Source organism: Aureispira sp. CCB-E, from assembly GCF_031326345.1.
GTDB lineage: Bacteria > Bacteroidota > Bacteroidia > Chitinophagales > Saprospiraceae > Aureispira.
On sequence record NZ_CP133671.1, the window covers coordinates 6559757 to 6581560 of the forward strand.

Annotated in this window: 22 protein-coding genes; 5 read left to right on the plus strand and 17 right to left on the minus strand. The window is 35.2% G+C overall.

Going from position 1 to position 21804, the window contains the following annotated elements; all coding sequences use genetic code 11:
* Window positions 1-331: 331 nt before the first annotated feature.
* From QP953_RS25405 to QP953_RS25425, 5 genes are all read left to right on the plus strand, one after another.
* Window positions 332-2452 (plus strand): protein kinase domain-containing protein, encoded by a 2121-nt coding sequence (locus QP953_RS25405; RefSeq protein ID WP_309553327.1) that lies wholly within the window; start codon window positions 332-334, stop codon window positions 2450-2452.
* Window positions 2453-2631: 179 nt separating this feature from the next.
* Window positions 2632-3111: a hypothetical protein gene (locus QP953_RS25410; RefSeq protein WP_052597751.1), complete on the plus strand. Its 480-nt coding sequence runs from the start codon at window positions 2632-2634 to the stop codon at window positions 3109-3111.
* Between the two features lie 70 nt (window positions 3112-3181).
* The gene (locus QP953_RS25415) at window positions 3182-4048 is read left to right on the plus strand and encodes an AraC family transcriptional regulator (protein WP_309553328.1); all 867 of its coding nucleotides are present in this window, start codon (window positions 3182-3184) and stop codon (window positions 4046-4048) included.
* 116 nt (window positions 4049-4164) lie between these two features.
* Window positions 4165-4347: a hypothetical protein gene (locus QP953_RS25420; RefSeq protein ID WP_052597753.1), complete on the plus strand. Its 183-nt coding sequence runs from the start codon at window positions 4165-4167 to the stop codon at window positions 4345-4347.
* Between the two features lie 37 nt (window positions 4348-4384).
* A complete protein-coding gene (locus tag QP953_RS25425) occupies window positions 4385-5293 on the plus strand; it encodes a sterol desaturase family protein (protein ID WP_052597754.1) in 909 nt (302 codons plus the stop codon).
* Window positions 5294-5372: 79 nt separating this feature from the next.
* Here QP953_RS25425 and QP953_RS25430 read toward each other — a convergent pair whose 3' ends face one another.
* The 17 genes from QP953_RS25430 to QP953_RS25510 all read right to left on the minus strand — a co-directional run bounded on the left by QP953_RS25430 (window position 5373) and on the right by QP953_RS25510 (window position 21796).
* Entirely contained in the window at window positions 5373-8009 is a 2637-nt protein-coding gene (locus QP953_RS25430; protein WP_309553329.1) for a TonB-dependent receptor domain-containing protein, read from the minus strand.
* A gap of 211 nt (window positions 8010-8220) precedes the next feature.
* Window positions 8221-9408 carry a hypothetical protein gene (locus QP953_RS25435; RefSeq protein WP_309553330.1) on the minus strand — a complete coding sequence of 396 codons (1188 nt, stop codon included), beginning with the start codon at window positions 9406-9408 and terminating at the stop codon, window positions 8221-8223.
* Window positions 9409-9475: 67 nt separating this feature from the next.
* Window positions 9476-10756 carry a hypothetical protein gene (locus QP953_RS25440; protein WP_309553331.1) on the minus strand — a complete coding sequence of 427 codons (1281 nt, stop codon included), beginning with the start codon at window positions 10754-10756 and terminating at the stop codon, window positions 9476-9478.
* A gap of 44 nt (window positions 10757-10800) precedes the next feature.
* The gene (locus tag QP953_RS25445; RefSeq protein ID WP_309553332.1) at window positions 10801-12093 is read right to left on the minus strand and encodes an HlyD family efflux transporter periplasmic adaptor subunit; all 1293 of its coding nucleotides are present in this window, start codon (window positions 12091-12093) and stop codon (window positions 10801-10803) included.
* Complete coding sequence (locus tag QP953_RS25450; RefSeq protein WP_309553333.1) at window positions 12083-14329, minus strand: peptidase domain-containing ABC transporter; 2247 nt, start codon at window positions 14327-14329, stop codon at window positions 12083-12085. The genes QP953_RS25445 and QP953_RS25450 overlap by 11 nt, the downstream gene beginning before the upstream one ends.
* A 224-nt stretch (window positions 14330-14553) precedes the next feature.
* Complete coding sequence (locus tag QP953_RS25455) at window positions 14554-14736, minus strand: hypothetical protein (RefSeq protein WP_052597760.1); 183 nt, start codon at window positions 14734-14736, stop codon at window positions 14554-14556.
* A gap of 370 nt (window positions 14737-15106) precedes the next feature.
* Window positions 15107-16378, minus strand: coding sequence for an aldo/keto reductase (locus tag QP953_RS25460; protein WP_309553334.1), 1272 nt, complete (start codon window positions 16376-16378; stop codon window positions 15107-15109).
* A 57-nt stretch (window positions 16379-16435) separates the two neighbouring features.
* On the minus strand, window positions 16436-16990 hold the full coding sequence (locus tag QP953_RS25465; RefSeq protein WP_052597762.1) for a hypothetical protein: 555 nt from the start codon (window positions 16988-16990) through the stop codon (window positions 16436-16438).
* A 93-nt stretch (window positions 16991-17083) separates the two neighbouring features.
* Window positions 17084-17296: a hypothetical protein gene (locus QP953_RS25470; protein WP_052597763.1), complete on the minus strand. Its 213-nt coding sequence runs from the start codon at window positions 17294-17296 to the stop codon at window positions 17084-17086.
* A complete protein-coding gene (locus tag QP953_RS25475; RefSeq protein ID WP_309553335.1) occupies window positions 17277-17936 on the minus strand; it encodes a hypothetical protein in 660 nt (219 codons plus the stop codon). The genes QP953_RS25470 and QP953_RS25475 overlap by 20 nt, the downstream gene beginning before the upstream one ends.
* A gap of 75 nt (window positions 17937-18011) precedes the next feature.
* Window positions 18012-18272 (minus strand): hypothetical protein, encoded by a 261-nt coding sequence (locus tag QP953_RS25480; protein WP_309553336.1) that lies wholly within the window; start codon window positions 18270-18272, stop codon window positions 18012-18014.
* A gap of 127 nt (window positions 18273-18399) precedes the next feature.
* Window positions 18400-18585: a hypothetical protein gene (locus QP953_RS25485; RefSeq protein WP_052597765.1), complete on the minus strand. Its 186-nt coding sequence runs from the start codon at window positions 18583-18585 to the stop codon at window positions 18400-18402.
* An 80-nt stretch (window positions 18586-18665) separates the two neighbouring features.
* The gene (locus QP953_RS25490; protein ID WP_309553337.1) at window positions 18666-18842 is read right to left on the minus strand and encodes a hypothetical protein; all 177 of its coding nucleotides are present in this window, start codon (window positions 18840-18842) and stop codon (window positions 18666-18668) included.
* A 49-nt stretch (window positions 18843-18891) separates the two neighbouring features.
* Entirely contained in the window at window positions 18892-19887 is a 996-nt protein-coding gene (gwsS, locus tag QP953_RS25495; RefSeq protein WP_309553338.1) for a grasp-with-spasm system SPASM domain peptide maturase, read from the minus strand.
* Between the two features lie 851 nt (window positions 19888-20738).
* Window positions 20739-20930: a hypothetical protein gene (locus tag QP953_RS25500; RefSeq protein ID WP_052597767.1), complete on the minus strand. Its 192-nt coding sequence runs from the start codon at window positions 20928-20930 to the stop codon at window positions 20739-20741.
* A 57-nt stretch (window positions 20931-20987) separates the two neighbouring features.
* Window positions 20988-21197, minus strand: a complete 210-nt coding sequence (locus QP953_RS25505) for a hypothetical protein (RefSeq protein ID WP_052597768.1) — start codon at window positions 21195-21197, stop codon at window positions 20988-20990.
* Window positions 21198-21619: 422 nt separating this feature from the next.
* Window positions 21620-21796 (minus strand): hypothetical protein, encoded by a 177-nt coding sequence (locus tag QP953_RS25510; protein ID WP_156039796.1) that lies wholly within the window; start codon window positions 21794-21796, stop codon window positions 21620-21622.
* Window positions 21797-21804: the final 8 nt, after the last annotated feature.

Below are 21804 nucleotides of genomic sequence, written 5' to 3' on the forward strand. Positions count from 1 at the left end.
TGATAATTGTAAAACAACCTTTCTGTAGGACTAATCTTACATCAAGTCTTTTACCATACTTTTAAGTTTTATTTTTATTGTAACAGTAGTTACATTTTCAATATTTAGACATTTATCTAAATATATAATTAGAACTACAAAAGGGCAAAAAAAGTTCGCTCAAATCACAAATTTTATTCTAACTCAAAGAAAACCCTTTAGAGATCCTATAAAAATCGTTTTCATTCAGAACTTTATTCCTTAACTTACATTCATTAACAACGATTATCATCTCATTCCATTTGCTCTAAAATTCCATACGACAGACCAAAGATTAAAAATTGTTTTGCCCATGAAAGTTTGGATTCAAAATAATAGCTCTACTCCCATTCAACTTCACGAAACACCTCTAGCAGGTGGTGGCGAGGGAAATCTATACAACATTTTATCGCCTAGCAATTATCAACACTTGGTTGCTAAAATTTATCATCCCAAACGCAGAACAACACTTAGGCATCAAAAAATACGCTATCTACAACAACATCCACCAAAACGATTCCCTGCAAATAGTCCAATTACGTTAGTCTGGCCACAAGAATTGCTATTGGATGCCAACAATCAATTTGTCGGCTTTCTAATGCCCAAGGTTCTTGGTGAAAAATTAGAATTATTATCTCTACCGAATATTCCTAAAAAACATCTGGCAACTTGGGAGAAATTTGACTTTGAGGTAGATACCAAATTAAAAAGACGCTTAGATCTTTGTTATAAAATAGCATCTAGCATCCAATACCTTCACAATACCGAGCGTTATATTCTGGTCGACATGAAACCTGACAATATCATGGTCAGCCCTGATGGGAAAGTTGCGTTGGTGGATTTAGATTCTGTAGAAGTCGTCGAAAATGGGACAACTATTTATGATGCCCCTGTTGCAACCCCTGAATATACTCCGCCAGATAGTTATTTAAAAAATAATGCGGTCGATCCTACCCAAGAAGACCCTTGGGATCGTTTTGGAATGGCTGTTATTTTTTATAAACTTCTATTGGGAATCCACCCATATGCAGCTTCTGCCAAACCTCCTTACGACCAATACACGGGGCTCTATCAAAAAATAGAACAGGGTTTATTTGTCCAAAATCCTCTCATCCGTCCTCAACTATTAACGATTCCTGAGCGACATGAACGATACCAAAAGTTGCCTCAAAAAATTCAGCAACTGTTTGAACGTTGTTTTATAGATGGGCACCACACCCCCTTTGCTCGACCAAGTGCAGAAGAATGGGTTCGAGTATTGAGAACGTACAATTTGGAGCGAACGTTGTCTGATGAGCAAATTAGCATTCCCAATATAGCCCTTCAACAGCTGCCTAAAAATCTTAATTTGGATCAACTCTTTGTGATTCCTGCTACTCGATCTATTAGCCCTGCGCCCAAAATTCAGATAAAAAAGCCAATAGAAAAAAAAGAGTTGCAACAAGCAATGGGGCTTACTCATAGTCAAGACCCTAAGAAGGTTCAATCACAACGTTTCTTTAATTTTGTTGTTCTCTTGTTAATTCTTGTCATTGCAGCTGCCTTGTCTATTATGATGCCTTGGTTTTTCGCAGCGCTTATTGGGGCGATTGCTTATTTTGGTTTTAATTATTTGACTTATAGAAGCCGAAAATATGCCGACAAAAAAGATACCATCAAAAGCATTCTTAATAAGCAAATGCAATATTTTAATGACTTAATTCAAACAGCTGAGAAATATGAAAAAAGTATTGCCAATTATTTACAAAAAATTGCCACAATACAAGCCAAGACCCCCAAAGAGTACATTAAAGATTGTATAGATCATAAGACCATCATCCAAAATAAAATCCATGCTTTTGCAACTTTTGTCAAACAGGAAAAACATAAATTAAGCCAACTTCGACAGGAAGAAAAAGCCCACTACGAAGAATTATACGATTATTATCATCAAAAAATAGAAACTCAAACGACCCTCCCCGCTTTAACAGCACAGACATTGCGCCAAAAAATATTGCTATTAAAACGAAAAAAACGCCTCCATGAGCTTAGTCAACAAGACTTAGAAAAGTACAATGATCATCTGCAAATTTTAGAGCAGCTTTTGACACAACAGGAAATCGAGTTGGCAGAATTGGAAAGTAATTATTTTGAAAAAACACAAGATATCATTTACCGTTGTACGCAAAAGCACCAAGATTTAATAGAAGATATCAGGCGTTATCATCAATTAATAGGTAAAGAAGAGGAAAAAAGGATTAAAATTACAATTGAGGAGCAACGAATTAGTTTACAGCAACTCGAACGTTTAGAATATGATTTGCAGCAATTAGAAAAGCCTATCCAAGATCAAGTTGGGGCTTGTCGCCGTGCGAAAAGAGATGCAGCGCTTTATAAAAAAGTAAATTATGGGCGACATTTATTAGAAATGATCGGTTTGGTAAAACCTTTGTAAGGTATTAAAGCGCATCTAATTTTTAACTAATTTTTTACACGATTACTTTTTATTTATAAATCTAAATCTATGAATTTTGAAACAATATGGAAGGAATACAATCAGCAACTAGCTTCTTTTATTCAAAAAAGAATTGAAGATAAAGACGTTGCACAAGATATTAAAAAGCATCTCAAGACATGAACAGCAAAACAATTGTACAATTAATCATTTACAGCATTTTTTTAATTGTCTTATCTTCGGGTAGCACTTACTGGATGCTTGGGCACAAAATCATTGCTCCTGCCACTGTTCGTATTGATACTCCTAATAATAATTGTGATATTCGTACATGGTATAATTTCCAAGTATTAGCCATTCCCAAACTAAATGAATATTGGTTGAGTCAAGGAATTTCATTAGAGGAACGGGCCCTCAAAGCCTATACCCTGCGACACGAAGCTAGAATTCATGCTCGACATATGATGCCCAACAAAGATGAAGTTGCCCTGCTTCAAAAACGTGATTTGGCTAAGTATGGCAATCCTAATGGACCAACATTTGACTACCTAATGGAGAAAAACCAAGGGCAAGGAATGTCAATGGAAGAAGCATACGAACGAATTATTCAAACAGCTAGCCAAACCAATAGCAACTATAATTTGGATTGTGATGCCTAAAAAGAAAAACAACTTGTCCAAAAAAGACAAATTTCTTCCTTTAAATTAGCATAGTTTTACCTCTAAAAAGATGCAGAACAAAGTACAGTTGGACAACTATAAAAAATTGATGGCTTATCTCGACCAACATTTTAAGGAGGCTATTAACATCAAACGTATCGAAGAAATTTGTCACTATTCTTATCGAAATATCAATCGAATTTTTCAAGCAATTCACGGCGAGACAATTGGCAAATACATCAAACGAATTCGCCTCGAAAAAGCAGCAGAATACCTCAAATATTCTTCTATTAAAATATCCGACATCACCTTTGAAGTGGGCTTTGAAGATATTGCAGCATTTAGCAAAGCATTCAAAAAAAGATACCGCTGTACGCCTTCTGCTTTTCGAAGCCGATGCCAAACACTTCAAGATATTACGAGAAAAACACTATTTCCTTCCCACAACGAAAGAGAACAACTATCTTATAAAATCGAGTATTTGCCGCAATTTGAAACCTTATATCTAGAATACAAAGGAGCTTATGACAACATTTCTGAATTACAACAAATGTGGGAACATTTTTTCACCTACCTAGAGCAAAAAAATTTATATTCAGAACAAGCTATTTTTATGGGCGAATGCTTAGACGACGATGCTATCAGTGATGCGATTCATTGCCGTTATCGACTCTCACTTCTTTTAGATCGTCCTTTAGACTTTCAGCCCGATGGGTTATTTCAAACCAAAAGGCATTCTCAACAAAAATATGCTAAATTCATTCATCAAGGATCTCACGAAACCTGCCCTGAAACATATCAAAAAATATATGCCTTTTGGATGTTTGATGTTGGTTTAGAACTCAAAGATGCGCCTACGCTTGAATTTTATCCCAACGACCTTCCTTCTACACCTATCAACGAATTGATTACTGAAATATACATCCCTATCGAGTAGCTTGTTGGTAATGAACTAGAACCTTTTTTAACAATAAAGCTCAACAAAATAATTGTTTCTTCCAAACTGTCCAAAATGGACAAAAAAGTATGTCTTTATTCCTCTAGTTTTGCTGTATGAATAAATCAACATACACATTTGACAAATATTGGTACTTAGGTTTTTTAGGCTTTGTAGGCATCTATGAATTGCCTAAAGTCATTGTTTATTTTCAAGGAGATGGTTCCGTATGGGATCTTGCCAACTTACTATGGTTTTTCTGGTTTTTGCATTTCTTGCCTCAAAAAAACACCCCCTAAGTCACTTTTTCGCTACCAATATTTAAAAGAATATTTTATGAGCTTTGATCAATTAACTTATTTATTTGATACGGCAGGTATCATGCGTTACGTTGCCTATTTTTTTATGTTTAACCTTGGGTTGGTTGCCTTTGAAATAGCCTTGGATTTATGGACGTCTAGGCAAAGAAGATGGGGCGATTCCATTGCCAATATTAGTATCTTCTTTTTAGGTTTGCTGACAGAACGAATCGGTTTAGGTATCTTTGGAATTCTTTTCCTTGTTCCAATTTCATGGATAACGCCTTTTCATATTCCTCTGAATACAGGAACTTGGGTGATTGCTTTTTTTGTAGCAGACTTTACTTATTATTGGATGCATCGCATGGAACATGAACACAGGATTTTATGGGCTGTACATAGTGTTCACCATTCTTCAGAGGATTATAATTTAACTGTTTCAATGCGGTTGAGTATTATCGAAAGTTTGTTTGAATGGATTTTCTTAATTCCAATGATTTTAATTGGCTTTACTCCTTTTCAGGCTATTGTAAGTCTTATTTTAGTGGCACAATTTCAAACGTGGATTCATACCGAACGGATAAGAAAATTAGGCTGGCTAGACGAAATTTTTAATACACCATCTGTTCACCGAGTACACCATGGTTCTAATACTCAATATCTTGATAAAAATTATGGTGGGGTACTCATTGTTTGGGATAAACTATTTGGTACGTTTCAACGAGAAGATGAAAAAGTCGTTTATGGTTTGACCAAAAACATCCATAGTAACAACCCCATTGTAATCAATTTTGTTGAATTTAAACACATTTGGAATGATGTTAAAAAATGTCATTCTTGGAAAGATCGGCTAAAAATCATCTTTGGTGGACTAACTTGGCGTCCCGATTATTTTGAAGACAATTCATCGTCCACGCCTTCTTCAAAACAAACAACTTCTAAATAACAATTTCAATTAAAAAATGCTTCATTCTGAATGTGTAACCATTCAAAATGAAGCATTTCAAACCATCAATGACTAGCATCTAATCAATTCCACCACCACTTCCGCCTTCGCTTCCACCATCGCCACTACTGTTCAAACGACCAGCATTTTTTGAGCGACCATCACGCACATTAACCTTACCAAAACGATAAGAAAAACGCAATTCAAATACAGGAGATTCCCATTCTCTTTTTCCTACTTGATAAAAAGTATTCCCATCGGCCGTTTCAAATTGATAACGTCCACCCAAGATAGGGTTTTGAACACTCAATGTCACTGTTCCCTTGTCTTTTAATACTTTTTGACTAATAGAGAACGAATTCCATGTGTATCCCCCTGTCCAACCTTGGGCAACTCGTGTTGGTATGGAATACCAAGCATATGCAGAAATACGCATACCAAACTTAAACACAAAATTCATATATGCATTAACATTTCCTGCAATAGCATTCAAGGTATAAGCAGCATCTATGTTTGTTCCGTTTTGTATATTTTGGTACACCGAACCTGTAATTCCAAAATTGAACCACTTATAAGGTGCAAATCGTGTCACAACCTCTCCTCCCCACATATGGCTAGTACTAAAGTTATATTGTGTGACAACAGAAACTCCATCCGAACGCAAGGTTCTTAAACGCTCCATTAGATCGGTGTTGTATTTATAGAATGCGGTTAACATAATGGTATTTCCTCCTTTCCAATAATTCACATAACTCAATTCTACAGCATTGGTATATTGAGGCAACAAATAGGGGTTTCCATATCTTAAATTCAAAGGATCACTATAACTTGGGAATGGATTTAAAGCCCAAGAAGAAGGACGTTGAATTCGTCTACTAAACCCTAACTGTATTTGTTGATTTTTAGCCAATGCATAAGACAAATTAACGGTTGGAAAAATACTAGGATAGTTATTGACAAAAGTAGAATCGGTAGGAAATACCAATCTAGAATTGGCTAATGTATATTCGCCTCTCAAACCCAATTTGTAATTAAACTTACCAATCTTATGTGCAAAGGTTACATACACAGCGTGTACTTGCTCTTGGTATTGAAAGTTGTTGGTTCTTCCTGTATCAGGAATCATTTGCATTTGAGTATAATCAAATGTTTCTGATTTAAAATCATTGCCAATCCATCTAATATTCCCTTTGTACCCTGCTTCAAACTTCATCTCCTTGCCTAGAGGATGCGTATAATCAATCATCACAGTACCTTGGTGCATTTTATTGTAACTTGCCGTTTGTTGAGAATCAGGCGTGTTGTTAATTTCCGACCAGTCGGGGGTATACAATTGCTCTGAAAACGTTTCGTAACTAGCATTATCATTCATGGAATATTGCAAATCAATAACCAGCTCCTGTTTGTCCCCCATTGTTCCCGAACGACCACTCGCTCGACCATCTCCATGTCCACGCCAATGTCTACGCCCACCTCCTGAATCTTTAGAATTATCTCGGCGAGGTCCTGCCCCACTTTTGTCTTTTTTCTGTTTAAAAACTTTGGCATAGATTAGATTGTATGTCATGCTAAACCTATTCCGATCCCCATCGCTCAAACGCTCGTTAATTTGTGTTTTGTCTTGATTGTCATCGAAGAAATCGTATTGAATGCGGTTGTTATTACCACCACCACTTGGGCGGAGGCGCGCAGCTACTGTTAAGGTATTGTAATCGTCAAAATAATAGTCCATACCAATTCTAGCCATACCACCGTTTCGAATGCGAGTTCCATTGGTATATTGTTCCAAGAAAGAAGTGTCTTGTGGCGCTGTTGTACGGCGATAGTTGTATCCACGGCTTAAATTTTCACCATAGTTATAACTAAAATTAGAAAAAATATTGATCTTATTATTTCTAAAATTTAAGCTCAAACCTCCTCGATAACGCTTAAAAGGATTCCATGTAGAAGTCCCGACCGATACATTTGCAGAGCCTGTGAATCCTTCCAACACGTTTTTTTTCAACACAATATTAATAATTCCAGAACCACCTTCAGGATCATACTTAGCAGATGGGCTTGTAATTAGCTCTATTTTCTTGACGCTATTAGCAGGCAATTGGTCTAGAATTTCAGCTTGACTATCGCCTGTCAACCCCGTTGGTTTTCCATTGATATACACTTGAACTTCCGAGCCACGAATTTTAACAGCTCCATCAAAATCTACTTCTACAGTAGGGGTATTTCTTAGAATTTCGGTAGCATTTTCACTATCGCCTAGATTCGTTTTGTCAACATTAAACACCTTTTTGTCTAAACCCAATTGAAAAACAGCTTTATCGGCAGTCACCTCCGCAATTTCAAGTGTCGCCGCCGTTGGGCTAACATAAATTTTCCCTAGACTCGCAATTGGCTCATTTGGTGGTAAGGCAACAGGCTGTATAGTATACGTTTCATAGCCCATATAATTGATCGTTACTCGATGTCTACCAATGGGTAATTTATCTATTTCAAACTTTCCTTTTTCATCGGTAATAACTCCTCCAACTAAAACCGAGTCTCGTATCCTGAATACAGACACCGTAGCAAATTCTAGTGGTTTGCGGCTAACAGAATCGTATACGGTTCCTGTAATTTTAGCGATTTTAGGCATTGATCGACCATCTTTGCCTCCTGGCTGAGCCAACAATAAAATACTAGTTGATAGGACAAAAAGTAGGGTACATAAAACTTTCATAATTTATCGTATTGGTAAGTAAGTGTTCCTAATATAGTGTTCTAACATCAATTGGGTGGACTTAAAATGATGTTCAGACACACTTTTGTTCTAATTAATTAGACAGCTCTCTAACCACTTAGTTTAATACAAAGTTACGATAAACAGACGATGGGGCATTTATTTTAGATGAATAGCTCTTTTTCTTCGATTTAGCCGATCAATTATACACTCAACCTTTGACCAAAGGGTTGTCCGCTTTAAATTTTTGATAGTTAAAAACAACAGGATGGGTCTGCATGTTATAATCAAAAAATGACGTATTTGCCTTTATATTATGATCCAACTGTTGATAATAATAATTAAACAATGCTTTTCCTTTTGGCGTAAATACTTCATCCAATGGAACACGTTCTAAACCTATATTATGTCGTTTCTTGTTAATAGCAATACGCCCTTCCAATTCATACAATAACTCTACATCAAAAGGAGGCTTTTGCTTGAGAAGTTGCAACAACAAATCGACAATACGCCCTGTTGTATAAATACCATGCAAGGCACTGTATAGTGTTCGGCGGTCATAGTTGGGTACAAAATCACCTACTGGACGATTGTAATCAACTAAAAATAATGCTTGTGTATCGCAAGTCATGGCATTAAAAACCGTATGCGAACATTGGTGAATAAGTTCTTCTAAGAAAAAGGCTACAGTACTTTGTGCATTTACGTTGAGATAAATTACGCCATGTGCTTCTCTTGTTGCAAAATTACGAAGCTCTGGCGACGAAAATAAAAGGATACGCCGCGTTGTAGTCGTATAGAATTTAAATTCTTCAGGAAAATAAGTTTTCAAAATTCTAAATGCTTCTTCCAAAGCAGGTTGATACGTTTTTATAGAAATATTATCTTCTTGCAATACTTTATGAATAGCTGTTGGACTTACATTCGGCCAAGCTGCAATCAATCCCTCTGAATAAGCATCCAAAGAAGTACTAATTTCAACATTAGGAAGTACATCTAAATAATGCAACGCTTCCCACTCAAATTCAACATGCTGACCGTTTTGCTCCAAATATATAACTTCTGCCTTAGCATCATAATTCAATTGTAATAAGGTACTTGGAAAAACTGTCTTGAGGTAACCATATTGAGGTAAGTAAACGACGCCCCTTTTATTCGTGTATACCTCAATATTAGAGGGGCGATTCTCCTTATCATAATATCCAAACAAAATTTGTTCTCGATTATAAGGTACTGTTTTAGAAGTGCAGTACCCAAATAACATAGGCTCCAAAAAAATTGTATCGTTATAAAAATCCAGTCGGTCAAAAATACTTTCGTCTTCTTGGTACAATGCTCCTTTAATAATATCACAAAACGCCCCTTGCCCTTCTTCTAATCGTGTTGTTTCATCTTTCATGACTGTTCTTTTTTCTATTAATATTTAAACTACTTAGCTATGCTGCTACTGTGGGATCGTGGATTTTTTAAATTTTTATCATTTTGGCATCCAATAATTCTTGCAAAATAAATAGCAATTGGCGCTGTTCTTCTTTGGCAATGTCTTGTAATTCCAAAACCTCAAGTATCCTATTAATACTAGTGCTGCCATTGCAATGTAACAGCATTTCATAGACAACCTCTGGCAATTGATAGGCAGCTTCATCTAATGCAATACTATATTCATACTCAATTGGAACACCTTGATTTAGGACAGCTGTTTTTTGTAAATTAATAGAAGAATTTAAAGACAAACAACTATCTACATTTAGAGCAGCTGTCTTAGATGCAACAGGTTTTTGAGCAATAAAAAACCAATTTTCATACACTCGATGGCGCATACTATTGGGATTAAATAAGTGCTTGGTCTCTAAAAATTCATCGCATAAAATACGATAGCCTTTTTGAGCAAAAAACAAACGCACTTCCTCTGCTGTCAACATTTCTTGAGAGTTATTAAAAAAATACTCTAGAGGTCCAAAATGAATAAATACCCCCTCCTCTACCAACAAATAATCAATGATTCGATCATAGAGTTGATGCAAAGGCAGTACATCCGTAAAATAAATAGAATGGATGTGCTGGATGGTATTGGGTTTAAAAGGAAGTTTAAGGGCATCGGCTACAAAAAAGTGTACTTTTGATGCTATCGTATCCAACTCGCTGGTTGTCATTTCTAGACGAACTCGCTCTACCGTATCTTCAATTTTTCGACAGTTACGTTCTACTTTTCGGAGTACCTCCCATGTTTTTAATTGTTGCAAACGCTCGATACACCAAATCATCAAGACTGAAGCATCAAAAGCTTCTACTTGTTTATAATTAGGCGCAAGATTGACAGCATATTTTCCTGTGCCACATCCTAAAAAAAGAGCGGTGGCAGCTGAGCAATCCAGCTCTAAGTCTACTAATTTTTGTACGATTGATTTTGTAATAACTTCTTCTTGATAGGCTGGCTTGACTGCCCAATCTCGAATTAAATAGTTGAACGAAAATGTTCCTATGCCCTTATAATCAAAATCCAATACCTTGGCATCAAGCATGGCATCTTTAGACACCAAGGGGGACAAAGCTGATTTAGCTGTTGCATAGAAATCCCTGTAGAACAAGTTTGCTTCTTTTAGCAAGGCACAACGTCTAGGGTGCATGCCTGTTGAATCGTCTACCGTTTCTGCCCGACGTGCCATATTTTCATGAAACACCTCCATTCTAACAAGATAATTCAACCAATAAACCTTTTCTTCTTCTGGCAAATAATCAAAAACCATTTCTTTTTATTTTCATTCTTTTGGAAGGATTAAATTTTCCTTTCCTAATTCAAATCCAAAAAGTTAAATATTCGGCGCAATAAAGAAAGCTTCTCTGTAATCACCTCAGCAGTTCCTATTAATTCTTGTTTGGCTTCTAACTCAATATTAGCACTCGTTTTTAATTGTTGAGGCAAAGCAACTTTCAACAAATAGTTGCCATCTTTTGGCACGCTCGTTATAGAGAGAATATGTCCTTTTAGGGTTCCAAATTCTCGATGAGGATAGTTTAACAATTTGATTAAAACCTCTTGTTTGATCTTTACTTTTCCTGAGTTGGCAATGGGCATTTTCACCCAAGCATAATAAGTCTGTTTGCCTATCGGGCTAATGGTAAAAACATGCTGCTCTTGTGCCAAAAATTGCCGTTTAGAACGAATGTCATACATATTTAAAATCCCTTCGACAGGGGCAGATAAGACATTTTTTTGCTCCCATTCTTTTAATAAAAAAAGAAGGCGATTATAGCTACTCAAAATGTTGTTTCGCAATTGTAAATATCGGTCCGATTGCTCAATGACCAAAGAAGAATTTTCTTTGCTAATGACCTGCTGTTGGAGTTGTGCATTCAAGATCGAACTATTGAGCTCCTCTACTTGACTCTTTAACGCCAACCACTGCATTTCCTTTTGCTCTACTTCTATCTTGGCAACAGCCTTGTCCTCAAACAGCAACTGCATCCGTTCATAATCTCCTCGAACCAACTTCAATTCTTGCTCTAGCAATCGCTTTTGACGTTCTAAGTTCAATAAAATTTCATCTAGGTTCTTGGTTCGATTTTTATTAATTCCGATTTGTTGAAATTGAGGATTTAGCTTTTGAAAGAGCTGATATTCACTAATATTCCTAAATAAATTTAAGTACTCATCATTCAAGTTTCCCAAACGCAATTGATCGTCTAGGCGTATTTGCTCGATTTGCTCCCAAAAGGTACCTCCTTCCAATTTTTGAGTAAGCTCCATAAGCTTTAGAATACTTTTATAGTCTGCACTATTATTTAAGATTAGAATCCAAGCCCCTTTTTGAACCTTTGTCTTATCTTTCTCCAAAATATAAGCGATCTGTCCACTGCTTTCGCTATAGACCTCTATTGAAGGATTTTCAGTCAGAACTTTTGCTTCTGACACAATGACATCTGGATATTCTATTAGCCAAAGCCCCAATATCAAAAGGAAAAAGACAACAAAAAAAACCGTGTTGCCCCATCGAACAATCCACGATGGTGTTTTTTCCAAGATATCTTGAAAAAAGTAACTTTTATCCTCAATTCGGATGATTTTATCTTTATCAATTGCCAAGTTCGAGTTGATTTTTTATAAGTTGATAATAATAACCTTTGTTAGAAATCAATGTTTCGTGTGTGCCTACTTCTTGGATACTGCCTTGATCCAAGACAACAATCTGATCGGCATTTTTTACCGTACTCAATCGATGAGCAATGACAACCACTGTTTTTCCTTGACAAAAGGCATTCAGGTTATCAATAATAATGCGCTCATTATTAGCATCTAAAGCACTTGTCGCTTCGTCAAAAAACAAAAATTCAGGATTTTTATAAATTGCCCTAGCAATCAATAGCCGCTGCCGCTGTCCACCGCTCAAAGTACGCCCAGTAGATCCAGCAGGACCAACCATAGAATTAAATCCTGAGGGCAAACTATTGATGAGTTCTTCAATATTTGCTAATTGGACAGCTTTGAGTAATTGCTCTGTGTCTACCATTTCGTTTGGAGCAGATTCGGTAATATTGTTGGTAATATTATCTGAAAAAATATAGCCATCTTGCAAAACCGTCCCACACAACGAACGCCAACTTTGCGTATCAATATGATTGAGATTCGTAGAGCCAATTTTAACCGCTCCTTCGGTTGGTAAATATAATTTTAAGAGTAATTTGATAAGTGTCGTTTTTCCTCCTCCACTTGTTCCAACGATAGCCGTTGTTTTGCCTTTGGGTATCTTGAGATTGATATTTTTTAATACAAAATCATTAGCACTACCACTGTAAGAAAAATTAAGATTTTCAACAATAATATCTTCTGATTTTTGGGGCAACGTCAATAAGTTGGGAGCATTCAAAACAGCTTCTTCTGGGCTAACAAACTCAATTTCTTCAAAGCGCTCTACACTCAGTCGAGCATCTTGCACAAGCCTAAAAAAACCGATTAGACTTAGCAAAGGAGTATTTACTTGCCCAACGATATATTGTATGGCTAACATTGTCCCTAAGGTAATTTTACCTTCAATAACCAATAAAGCTGCTGTAAACGTAATCGCAATATTTTTTAGTTGATTAATAATGTCGCCTCCTATCGATTGAAACAAACCTAGTTTTAAAGTAGAAACGGCATTCTTATAATATTGGACCCTATTTTTTTCCCAACTCCATATATGCCGATTTTCAGAGGCATTGACCTTGACCTCTTGTATGCCATTTACTGTTTGAATTAAGGTTGAGTTGATGCTAGAAGACGCATCAAAACGTTTAAAATCTAGTTCTTCTCGCCGCTTCATAAAAAACCATACCCAAGCTGTATAGGCTATAATTCCTACTGTAAAAATCCCTAGAATTATCAAGCTGTAATAGGCTAAAATAAATAGAAAGACAAAGGCATTAACATAAGAAAAAATTTGCCCTGGGGCAGCATTCAAAAAATTTTCGAGGCGATTGGACTCATTGATTCGTTGCAAAATATCTCCTGGTGTCTTGCCATCAAAAAACGCTACCGACTTTTTTAATAATTTGGTTAAGTAATCTGACGTAATTAACATACTGGTTCGAGCACCAATATACAGCAACAGCCAACTCCTGACGATATTTAGAAAAGAGGCACTCAGAAAAAGAACCAACTGTGCCAACAATAAAATGTATACAAATTGCAAATCACCATAATTGATTCCTTTATCAACCAAGGCTTGAGTGACAAAAGGAATAATTAATTGTACAACCATTCCGACTAGAACTCCAATAAAAACTTGTACAATGTATTTTTTGTGTGCCGATAAATAGGGCAATATGATAGCTAATCCTGTAGCGGGTTCGTCCTCTTCTTGTTGATAAAAACTTGCGGTGGGTTCCAACAAAATTGTCATCCCTCCTTCGCTACCATCTGCTCGACTACTATTTTGCCATGCTTTGATGAATTCTTTTTTCTTATATACAATACGACCATAAACAGGATCTGCAACGTATACTTTATCTTTTTTTATTTTATAAACGATGACAAAATGCCGGTCTCGCCAATATACAATACAAGGCAAAGGTGCTTCTACTGCTAGCGTTTCATAATCAATCAAAGCAGGTATAATATGAAAGCCCAAGCGTTCACCAGCTGCAATCAAATTTTTGGCAGAGACACCGTTCGGACCAATCTTGCATTGGTACCGCAAATACTCCATGCTAAAGTTTTTTCCATAAAACTTCGCCAACATTCTCAAGCAGGTCGGACCACAATCAAATCGGTCGGTCTGCTTAAATACAGGAAATTGTTGTGCATAAAAAAGCGATTTGATTTTATTTTTTATACCGAGCATAAAGTATTGGAATCTGTTTAATTTAGGGGACTTTGTATTCGTTTTAATCTAGTAAACAAGGACAATAACGCACATAGTATCTATTAGTAATCCGCTCTTTTGCTAAAAGCAAAAAGCGGATTACCAGTAAAATTAAGACATATGACAGGTCGATTTTTTTATAGCAGAAGAACGATTCTACTCTCTTCTGTTAACTTAAAAAGCCCCATCATAAAAGAAGATTATTACACAAGATTCTGTTGAAAAATATCTCCACCTCTGTCACCGCCATTGTTATTATCAATGTCGTCATCATGACAATCACCTAGTACTTGACCCAACAATTGATCGACTTTCGATTCTGTTGTTTCATCAGCTTGATTCGTCAATTTTTTTGCTTTGAAATCTTCTAATTTTAATCGTTTCATTTTTTAATTCTAATTTTAATTGTGATATAAATTTTTATGCACGAGTTATTAAAGATATTGTTCAGATGCTTTAGATTAAAAATTATCTCAACATCACATCTTTATTACTCATATTAATCAAATATATCATCTAAAGAAAAATAGAAAAAAAACATTATTTGGGCATTCTCAAAAATTACTGGCATATTTTCGAGCATTAAAAACTGATAACAAACACATTAAACAATTAAAAACTTTTTTAAAACTACTATTTTCACTTTGAATCATGATTTCTATTTTTGTAGAAAACCAATGCATCTCCTCCATTTTTTTTCTTTTTCATTGACAAATCATCAAAACTCCCCCTACCCCTAGAGCGCATTTAAAATGACTACATTAGCTTGGTAAATGCTCCTTCTAAAGCCATTACATATTGAGGTTTTCGTAAGCCCACCAAGATATGATTCAGATGAAAATGATTGAGATAAGCATCACAAGCTGTCAAAACACTATTGGATTTTAGTGGAATGTCCTCTTGTTTAAGAAATGCCTTGGTTTTAGTCGTTTGATTCTTGTGTGCATAACACGTTGCGTGATCTTTGACAGTCTGAACAACATCCTCAATTAGACTGGTTTCTTCTTCATAAATTAACTGTAAAAAAGGAAGCAAGTGCTTTTGAAAAAAAGTTTCAACAGCCTCTGCTGCATAAAAATGAGTATAATGCTTTTTTAGCAAAACCATGGGTTCAAAATCATCACTACTGCTGTTCCCATTTGTTAGTGTTTTAATTCTCGATTCTACTTGTGTTAGCAAATCATTCAAGCAATTTTGAGCATCCTCTTCCTTCCAAGCTTCCAAGCTTTTTTCATGTGTTACCAACCTAAATTCCATTCCATTATCGTTCATATTCAGCGGACGATTGCCAATAGCTATCAATCCATTTTTATGAATTAAATCCAATAATGACTGCTGATCATAATTTTTTTGAAGAGCAGCTTGCTCTTTAAAATTAAATGGAAATTGAACCACTTTGAAGTGATGATTTTCTTGGATAGATTTGACCATACTCAACAATTTCTCAAAATCAATAGATTCCTCTTTTGATGGGTCAAATAAAGCCCCCGAACTAATGCCATAATAACGAATTTTGCCCTCTGCTACTTTTTTTTCTAAGAACATAAAAGCTCGCTCTATAGCCTGATACAGATAAGCAGTAGAAGCAAGGTTTTTGCTTTGAAAAAGCCGCTCAGGGTTGTGCAACAAGTAAGCATCAAGATACTCTCTTCCAATCTTTTTTAAACTAGATTCTAATTGATAGGCTATAAAATTCGGATCCAAAGAATAGGCAAAATCTGCTTCTATTTCGGCTTTCTCAATAGCTTTCTGATTCACATAATTGACAAAATCAGAACTTTGTAAGGTTTGTGGTGGAAAGTAACCTGCTTTAGAAATAATAAACAACTTACCTGCAAACTCAGGATATTTTTTCAAAAAATGACCAATAAGTTCCTCTGATTTGCCTTTCTGATAATTTGTAGCCGTATCAATTAAATTATATCCAGCCTCTACAGCCGTTTTTATTGCTTGAAAATGAATCTCATTGTCTACATTCATTCTATAAGTCCCAACACCTACAGATGAAATATCCTTTAAGTTAACCATTTGATACTTTATATTTTATTTACCAATAGACTAGTAATTCTGAATTGGAACACACTTTTACTGAATCTCTTCTAACTCACGAAAGCTCCTTATAAATTTTCCTCTTTCCAAATAGAATAATCTAGCACTTGCAGTATCATTTATTGATAAATCAGCCAAAAACTTTTTTAAGTAAGATGTGATTGTATAACTTTTGTAATACGTTACATCTACACCAATAATAGGATACTCAAGGTTATAATATGCCTTCATTGGTCTACTGTCATAATAATCTGCAACAGCATAAAATACAATGCCTTTGTCGTTCATGTATTGTTGCAATCTATCCAAACCATAGCAATATCGACTCGTGCAATGTGGACTCCACAAATAAATTACCGTTCGTTCTTCTGTCTTAATACACTGCTGCAAATCTTTGCCATTTAAGACTAAAACTTTACAAGAATCAGAGTATTTAGCTTCACAGATTCCTTCGCTGTCAGCAATGACTTTAAGCAAGTTTGGGTCACGCTTCATCGTTTTTTTGTACCCAGAGAAAAAACCTTGAATTTCGATGGAACAAGAATAAGTAATAAACATTACAAGAATGATTAAAAAAATATTTTTTTTCATCAATTTTAATTTTTTGATAACTAGTTAATAATTAGTCATACTGCTACGTCGTAGTTTCAAATCATTTATCGACAACGAGTCTATCCCTACCTGTTATAAAATATTTGAAATAGGTTTTTGGAATGTTCCAACAGGATAGCATTTTGTATTGTGCATCTTGCAATAAACCTTTTCCTTTAAATAAGGAATTTTAGCAGACGCATTTTGAGCAATAATTTTGCTCAAAAAGAAATTTACAGGCAATTCTGTTCTTAATTCTGTTGGATAATAATAAGTCTTTTCCTCCTTAGGTTCTTTCACTTCCATAAACTAAATATTGAGCGATTTTTTGATTGATAAAATAATTGCCACTGCGAGAAACATTGCCATATTGCCCCCAGGGGTTCACTTCCAAAAAAACAGTTCGTCCGTCCTTGGTATGAATCAAATCCAAAGAACCAGAAACCAAATCTAATTCATCCATAAATTGCCTCAACTGGTTCTCCAACGCTTCCGACAATTTGTACTTAGTTTCTCGAAATGCCCTATCTTTTGAACTGGTATCCCGAACATCAACCCGCTCCGATCCCTTGGGCGTAAATATCGCAATAGGATAAAACTGACCATCCAAATAAAAAACCCGAATATCAAATGCAATATCTAAACGTTCTTGAAAAAGAGAAACCATAAAAGAATCGGGAATTTCCTCTAAAGCTGTTTGATCAATATTAGCTACATACATAGTCGCTGCACTTTCTCCATCCGATATACGCCTAGATTCTTTAATTGGCTTCGTAATCGCGCCATTGTTTTCTTTAAAAAACTCCAATAAGTCCGCTTTATTGGTTGTTACTAATGTATCTGGAATATCAATCCCAATAGATTTGGCAATTAGTAAGTTGTTTATTTTTTCTGGCTCGCTAATAATTCGATGACCAATTACCTGCTTTGCTTGTTTTTTTAACAACTCATAAAAACCTTCTTTTGCGTAGTAATGCTCTTCTTTTAAGTGATTATTGACTTGAGCGTCTATTTCCTTCCCTCACCCAACTTCTTTTGAAAAAATAGCGTAAGTATCTTTTCGAAACCAAATAGAAGTAACTTCCTCGATACTAAATCTCTTATTGGAGTCGCTATAATTAGCTTGTACTTGATTTTTGTTAAATCGAAAAGAAGTTTTCGTTTGATAACCAAACCATTCTAAACCATTAATCCTTCTATAATCAACTTCATAAGTATGCGCCAACCAATCAATGACTTTATTAGTAGAAATATCTTCCTCGCTAGATGCTATGATAATCATTAATAATTAAGTTTAAGATGACGGATAAAGACGTGCTTTATCCGCCTTTGCTGATGCAAAATTAAGAGCGCATCCAACATTCAAACTAAGCACTATTTGTTATTTTGAATACGCTCCAAGTTAACTTCTATTGTATAATACCATCGCCGCCATTGGCAGAACGTTCATCACAAGACAAACCAACTCCACACCAATCGCAACCACTTATATCATGACAATCTCCCAAGACCTGTCCTAACAAGTGATTCGCTTTGGTCTCTTTTTCATCTTTTAAGTTCTTCAACTTAAAATCATCTAATTTTAATCGTTGCATTTTTTGAATTTTTAATTGAACATTGATTTTAATAAATAGGTCAAGAGTTAATGGTGTTCTAACAAATAACTAGCACTCGACTATGCTTCTTCATTACCCGCAGGAATATCCAAACCATAAAGAGGATTTCCAACAGGAATACATCTAGGTCCATCATGGCAATCGCCCAAGACTTGCCCCAATAACTTATGAGCATGCTTTCCTTCTTCATCTTTCAAGTTTTTTAACTTGAAATCATTTAATTTTAATCGTTGCATAATTTTAGATTTATAAAGATTTAAACAATACTATTCCTAACTCCTTATATTAAAGCGTACAATACTCCACTTTTCGATAGCTTCCCTGTTGAAACTCTACATCCGAATTGCTAACACAACAGTAACGAAACGAGCATTCACAACACCTTTCAATCTTGTCATTGGTCACAAACCATTTTTCCTGAAAATCAGGACGATTGACAACTTCCTTTAAAGTTACTTCTGTTATATTCCCCCAACTTTTGGCATGGCTCAAATAATTTTTAATATTGCCCTCTGCATCTACACAGACTTTTCTATTCAAGCCTACATTGTGTCGCTGAGCTTCCATAAAAACATAAGAATTAACCGTCAATCGGTCAGGGGTGATAATCTCTGAAGGATCTAATCGAATATCTTTTTGTAGTAATAATATTGTAACTTTTCCATCTTTTGACTCCCAGCAATCATTTTTTGGGCTTCCATATATTCTCAACAATCCAACTCGTTTGTACCTCCCCATTAATTCTAACAAGACCTCTTTATCTAAACTTGGACGATACGGCATTATCCAATCAACTAGTTTAATTCTAGTCGTTTCAAAAGCTAGCATCAACTTTTCTATTGTTGACCATTCAAAGTCAGCTTCTAACCGTACTTGAATGGCATCGCAACCCAAGTTTTGAAATTGCTCGACTAAATTTTCAAAATCAAATTGGCTAGTTGCATTGAGTTGAATGATTCCATTTGTAATCACAGCAGGAGCCATCCATTCCAAGTCTAATTCAGGAAAACTTTCGGGATTACTGGTGTAAAAGCCTAGAGACTCTTCTATAAATTGTTCTAAAAAGTTTTTAAGCTCTTCTTCTGAAACCTCTAACAAAATACGCTCTATTTCAGACAAACTATTCGTTTTGCAAAGACGCAACAATTCATAATGATCGCCTGATATAGGATATAATTGCTCTTTTTCTATATCGTAAATTAGACTGCTATCTTTCCCTTTTACAGGAATGCAAGACGAATGAAGTTTAAACCATGTTTCTTTTTTATTAATATCCATCATAATAATGCTACTCTGTGTATTTTGTGTTTTTTATCAAAAACAAGCAACTAACATTACTCCGTTAAAAAATCGTATTAGTTTATTGCATGAGTGCTTCGCAGTTGATTATCAGCAAGATGCACTCTTGTTGACTTTTATACTAAAAGACTGATAATCAAACTAATGCAAGATGCTTTTTTACGTTTTTCGTAGGAAAACTAAAAAACTAAGCTTGCGCCCTCATGACCAGAGGGAATAATCAACGGAGTATTAAACTAAATGATAAGCGTTTTATAATTGTAGGCAATACCTATCTATCCAGTATCCAATTCTATTTATGGAACAACATTTACAATTCACATAACAATATCATCCTCAAATATTCTATAAGGCTTATTAAGTTCAGATGATCCAAACAGTGTCCACAAAACCCTATCATCCTGACAGCACCACTCTACGTGTAACCAATAACCAGCGGTTCTAACGATAAACGGAATTATATTTAATTTTACCATAAGTCTGCATTTATAGGACATACGAGTCAAAATAGAGTGCTAAAATCGCAAAAAAAAGACCTGAAAAATCCCTAAAACAAGGGCTTTTAGAGCATTTTTTAGACATTATTTTGGGATGTTAAATTTTATAGTTTCCTTTTGAAACTTCGCAAGTATCGATAGGCACTGATTTATGAATTAAATAAATATAATTTCAAATGTCGTTAGTTTCGCTAACCAATAACCAAGCATATTAATGTTTCATTTAAGGGATTATAAAAACTATTGAGTTCATTTATTCTGTAACAAATTGCAATTACGCCATATAGAAGTCCTTGAGTCGAGCTTCACCTTACCCAACCCAAAGACTTCATTTACTTAAAGAATAGCACTTGGCTTTCCTCCTCCTCCAGAACGCTCATCACAACCTAAAGCATCTCCGTAACAGAAATCGCATTGAGGCTCGTCATGGCAATCTCCCAAGACCTGTCCCAACAGTTTTTCTGCCCTCTTCTCATCAACTGCATTCAAGTTTTTCAACTTAAAGTCATTTAATTTTAATCGTTGCATTTTTTGATTTTTGTCATTATTAAATGAAGCAGCACCGCCTTACTCTTAATAGAGCTATTATTGTGCATTACTAGATAATTCATTGCTACCTCCTGTTGATAAATCATCTGCACCGATAAAGGTACCATCAGGCAAAATAATGGGAACTAGAATAGAGCCTTCGTCATGACAGTCTCCCAAGACTTGTCCCAACAATTTCTGAGCATTTTTTTCATTTTCACGATTCAAACTTTTCAGTTTAAAATCATCTAATTTTAATCGTTTCATGATTTAATGATTTATAAAGATTTAAAAATAATAACTAGAATGTAGCGATAAAACGCTAAATGGAAGTAGAGCAGTACACGCTTCAAACGTTCCAAGAAATACTATATCTGACAGAGGTTCATCATGACAATTTCCTAAGACTTATCTTACATTACTCCGTTGAAACCACGCAGTAGCAGCACAGCTAAGTAAAAACGCAGCGCTCACGTAATCAATGGAGCATTAATCTTAGTAACTGATTCATTTCTTGCTTTTATTCTTCTTCCAGGTTTTTAACTTAAAGTCATCTAATTCAAATCATTTCATCTTTTTGTGATGTTATAAAATCCCTTCACGTTTCTCAGAAATACAACGCAAAATAGAATACTCAAAACTCAGTATCATCTAACGCTATATCAATAAAGAGGTGACTACAATTCGTCTTATCTAGGATTTAGTATTTCGCCTGTTTCACTATTATGATCAAAATGCATCACCATTATTGAGTAAGGTTCATCATGACAGTCTCCCAAGACTTGTCCCAACAATTTTTGAGCATTTTTTTCTGTTTCATTATTCAAACTTTTCAGTTTAAAATCATCTAATTTTAATCGTTTCATTTTTTAAT

Excerpts from the sequence above, each read along its gene's own strand:
- QP953_RS25450 (WP_309553333.1), bottom strand. The coding sequence starts at position 14,329 with ATGCTCGGTATAAAAAATAAAATCAAATCGCTTTTTTATGCACAACAA.
- QP953_RS25470 (WP_052597763.1), bottom strand. The coding sequence starts at position 17,296 with ATGGAAGTGAAAGAACCTAAGGAGGAAAAGACTTATTATTATCCAACA.
- QP953_RS25405 (WP_309553327.1), top strand. The coding sequence starts at position 332 with ATGAAAGTTTGGATTCAAAATAATAGCTCTACTCCCATTCAACTTCAC.
- QP953_RS25500 (WP_052597767.1), bottom strand. The coding sequence starts at position 20,930 with ATGCAACGATTAAAATTAAATGACTTTAAGTTGAAAAACTTGAATGCA.
- QP953_RS25440 (WP_309553331.1), bottom strand. The coding sequence starts at position 10,756 with ATGGTTTTTGATTATTTGCCAGAAGAAGAAAAGGTTTATTGGTTGAAT.
- QP953_RS25415 (WP_309553328.1), top strand. The coding sequence starts at position 3,182 with ATGCAGAACAAAGTACAGTTGGACAACTATAAAAAATTGATGGCTTAT.
- QP953_RS25480 (WP_309553336.1), bottom strand. The coding sequence starts at position 18,272 with ATGATTATCATAGCATCTAGCGAGGAAGATATTTCTACTAATAAAGTC.
- QP953_RS25410 (WP_052597751.1), top strand. The coding sequence starts at position 2,632 with ATGAACAGCAAAACAATTGTACAATTAATCATTTACAGCATTTTTTTA.
- QP953_RS25455 (WP_052597760.1), bottom strand. The coding sequence starts at position 14,736 with ATGAAACGATTAAAATTAGAAGATTTCAAAGCAAAAAAATTGACGAAT.
- QP953_RS25485 (WP_052597765.1), bottom strand. The coding sequence starts at position 18,585 with ATGCAACGATTAAAATTAGATGATTTTAAGTTGAAGAACTTAAAAGAT.
- QP953_RS25425 (WP_052597754.1), top strand. The coding sequence starts at position 4,385 with ATGAGCTTTGATCAATTAACTTATTTATTTGATACGGCAGGTATCATG.
- QP953_RS25460 (WP_309553334.1), bottom strand. The coding sequence starts at position 16,378 with ATGGTTAACTTAAAGGATATTTCATCTGTAGGTGTTGGGACTTATAGA.
- QP953_RS25490 (WP_309553337.1), bottom strand. The coding sequence starts at position 18,842 with ATGCAACGATTAAAATTAAATGATTTCAAGTTAAAAAACTTGAAAGAT.
- gwsS (WP_309553338.1), bottom strand. The coding sequence starts at position 19,887 with ATGATGGATATTAATAAAAAAGAAACATGGTTTAAACTTCATTCGTCT.
- QP953_RS25420 (WP_052597753.1), top strand. The coding sequence starts at position 4,165 with ATGAATAAATCAACATACACATTTGACAAATATTGGTACTTAGGTTTT.
- QP953_RS25430 (WP_309553329.1), bottom strand. The coding sequence starts at position 8,009 with ATGAAAGTTTTATGTACCCTACTTTTTGTCCTATCAACTAGTATTTTA.
- QP953_RS25435 (WP_309553330.1), bottom strand. The coding sequence starts at position 9,408 with ATGAAAGATGAAACAACACGATTAGAAGAAGGGCAAGGGGCGTTTTGT.
- QP953_RS25510 (WP_156039796.1), bottom strand. The coding sequence starts at position 21,796 with ATGAAACGATTAAAATTAGATGATTTTAAACTGAAAAGTTTGAATAAT.
- QP953_RS25465 (WP_052597762.1), bottom strand. The coding sequence starts at position 16,990 with ATGAAAAAAAATATTTTTTTAATCATTCTTGTAATGTTTATTACTTAT.
- QP953_RS25505 (WP_052597768.1), bottom strand. The coding sequence starts at position 21,197 with ATGAAACGATTAAAATTAGATGATTTTAAACTGAAAAGTTTGAATCGT.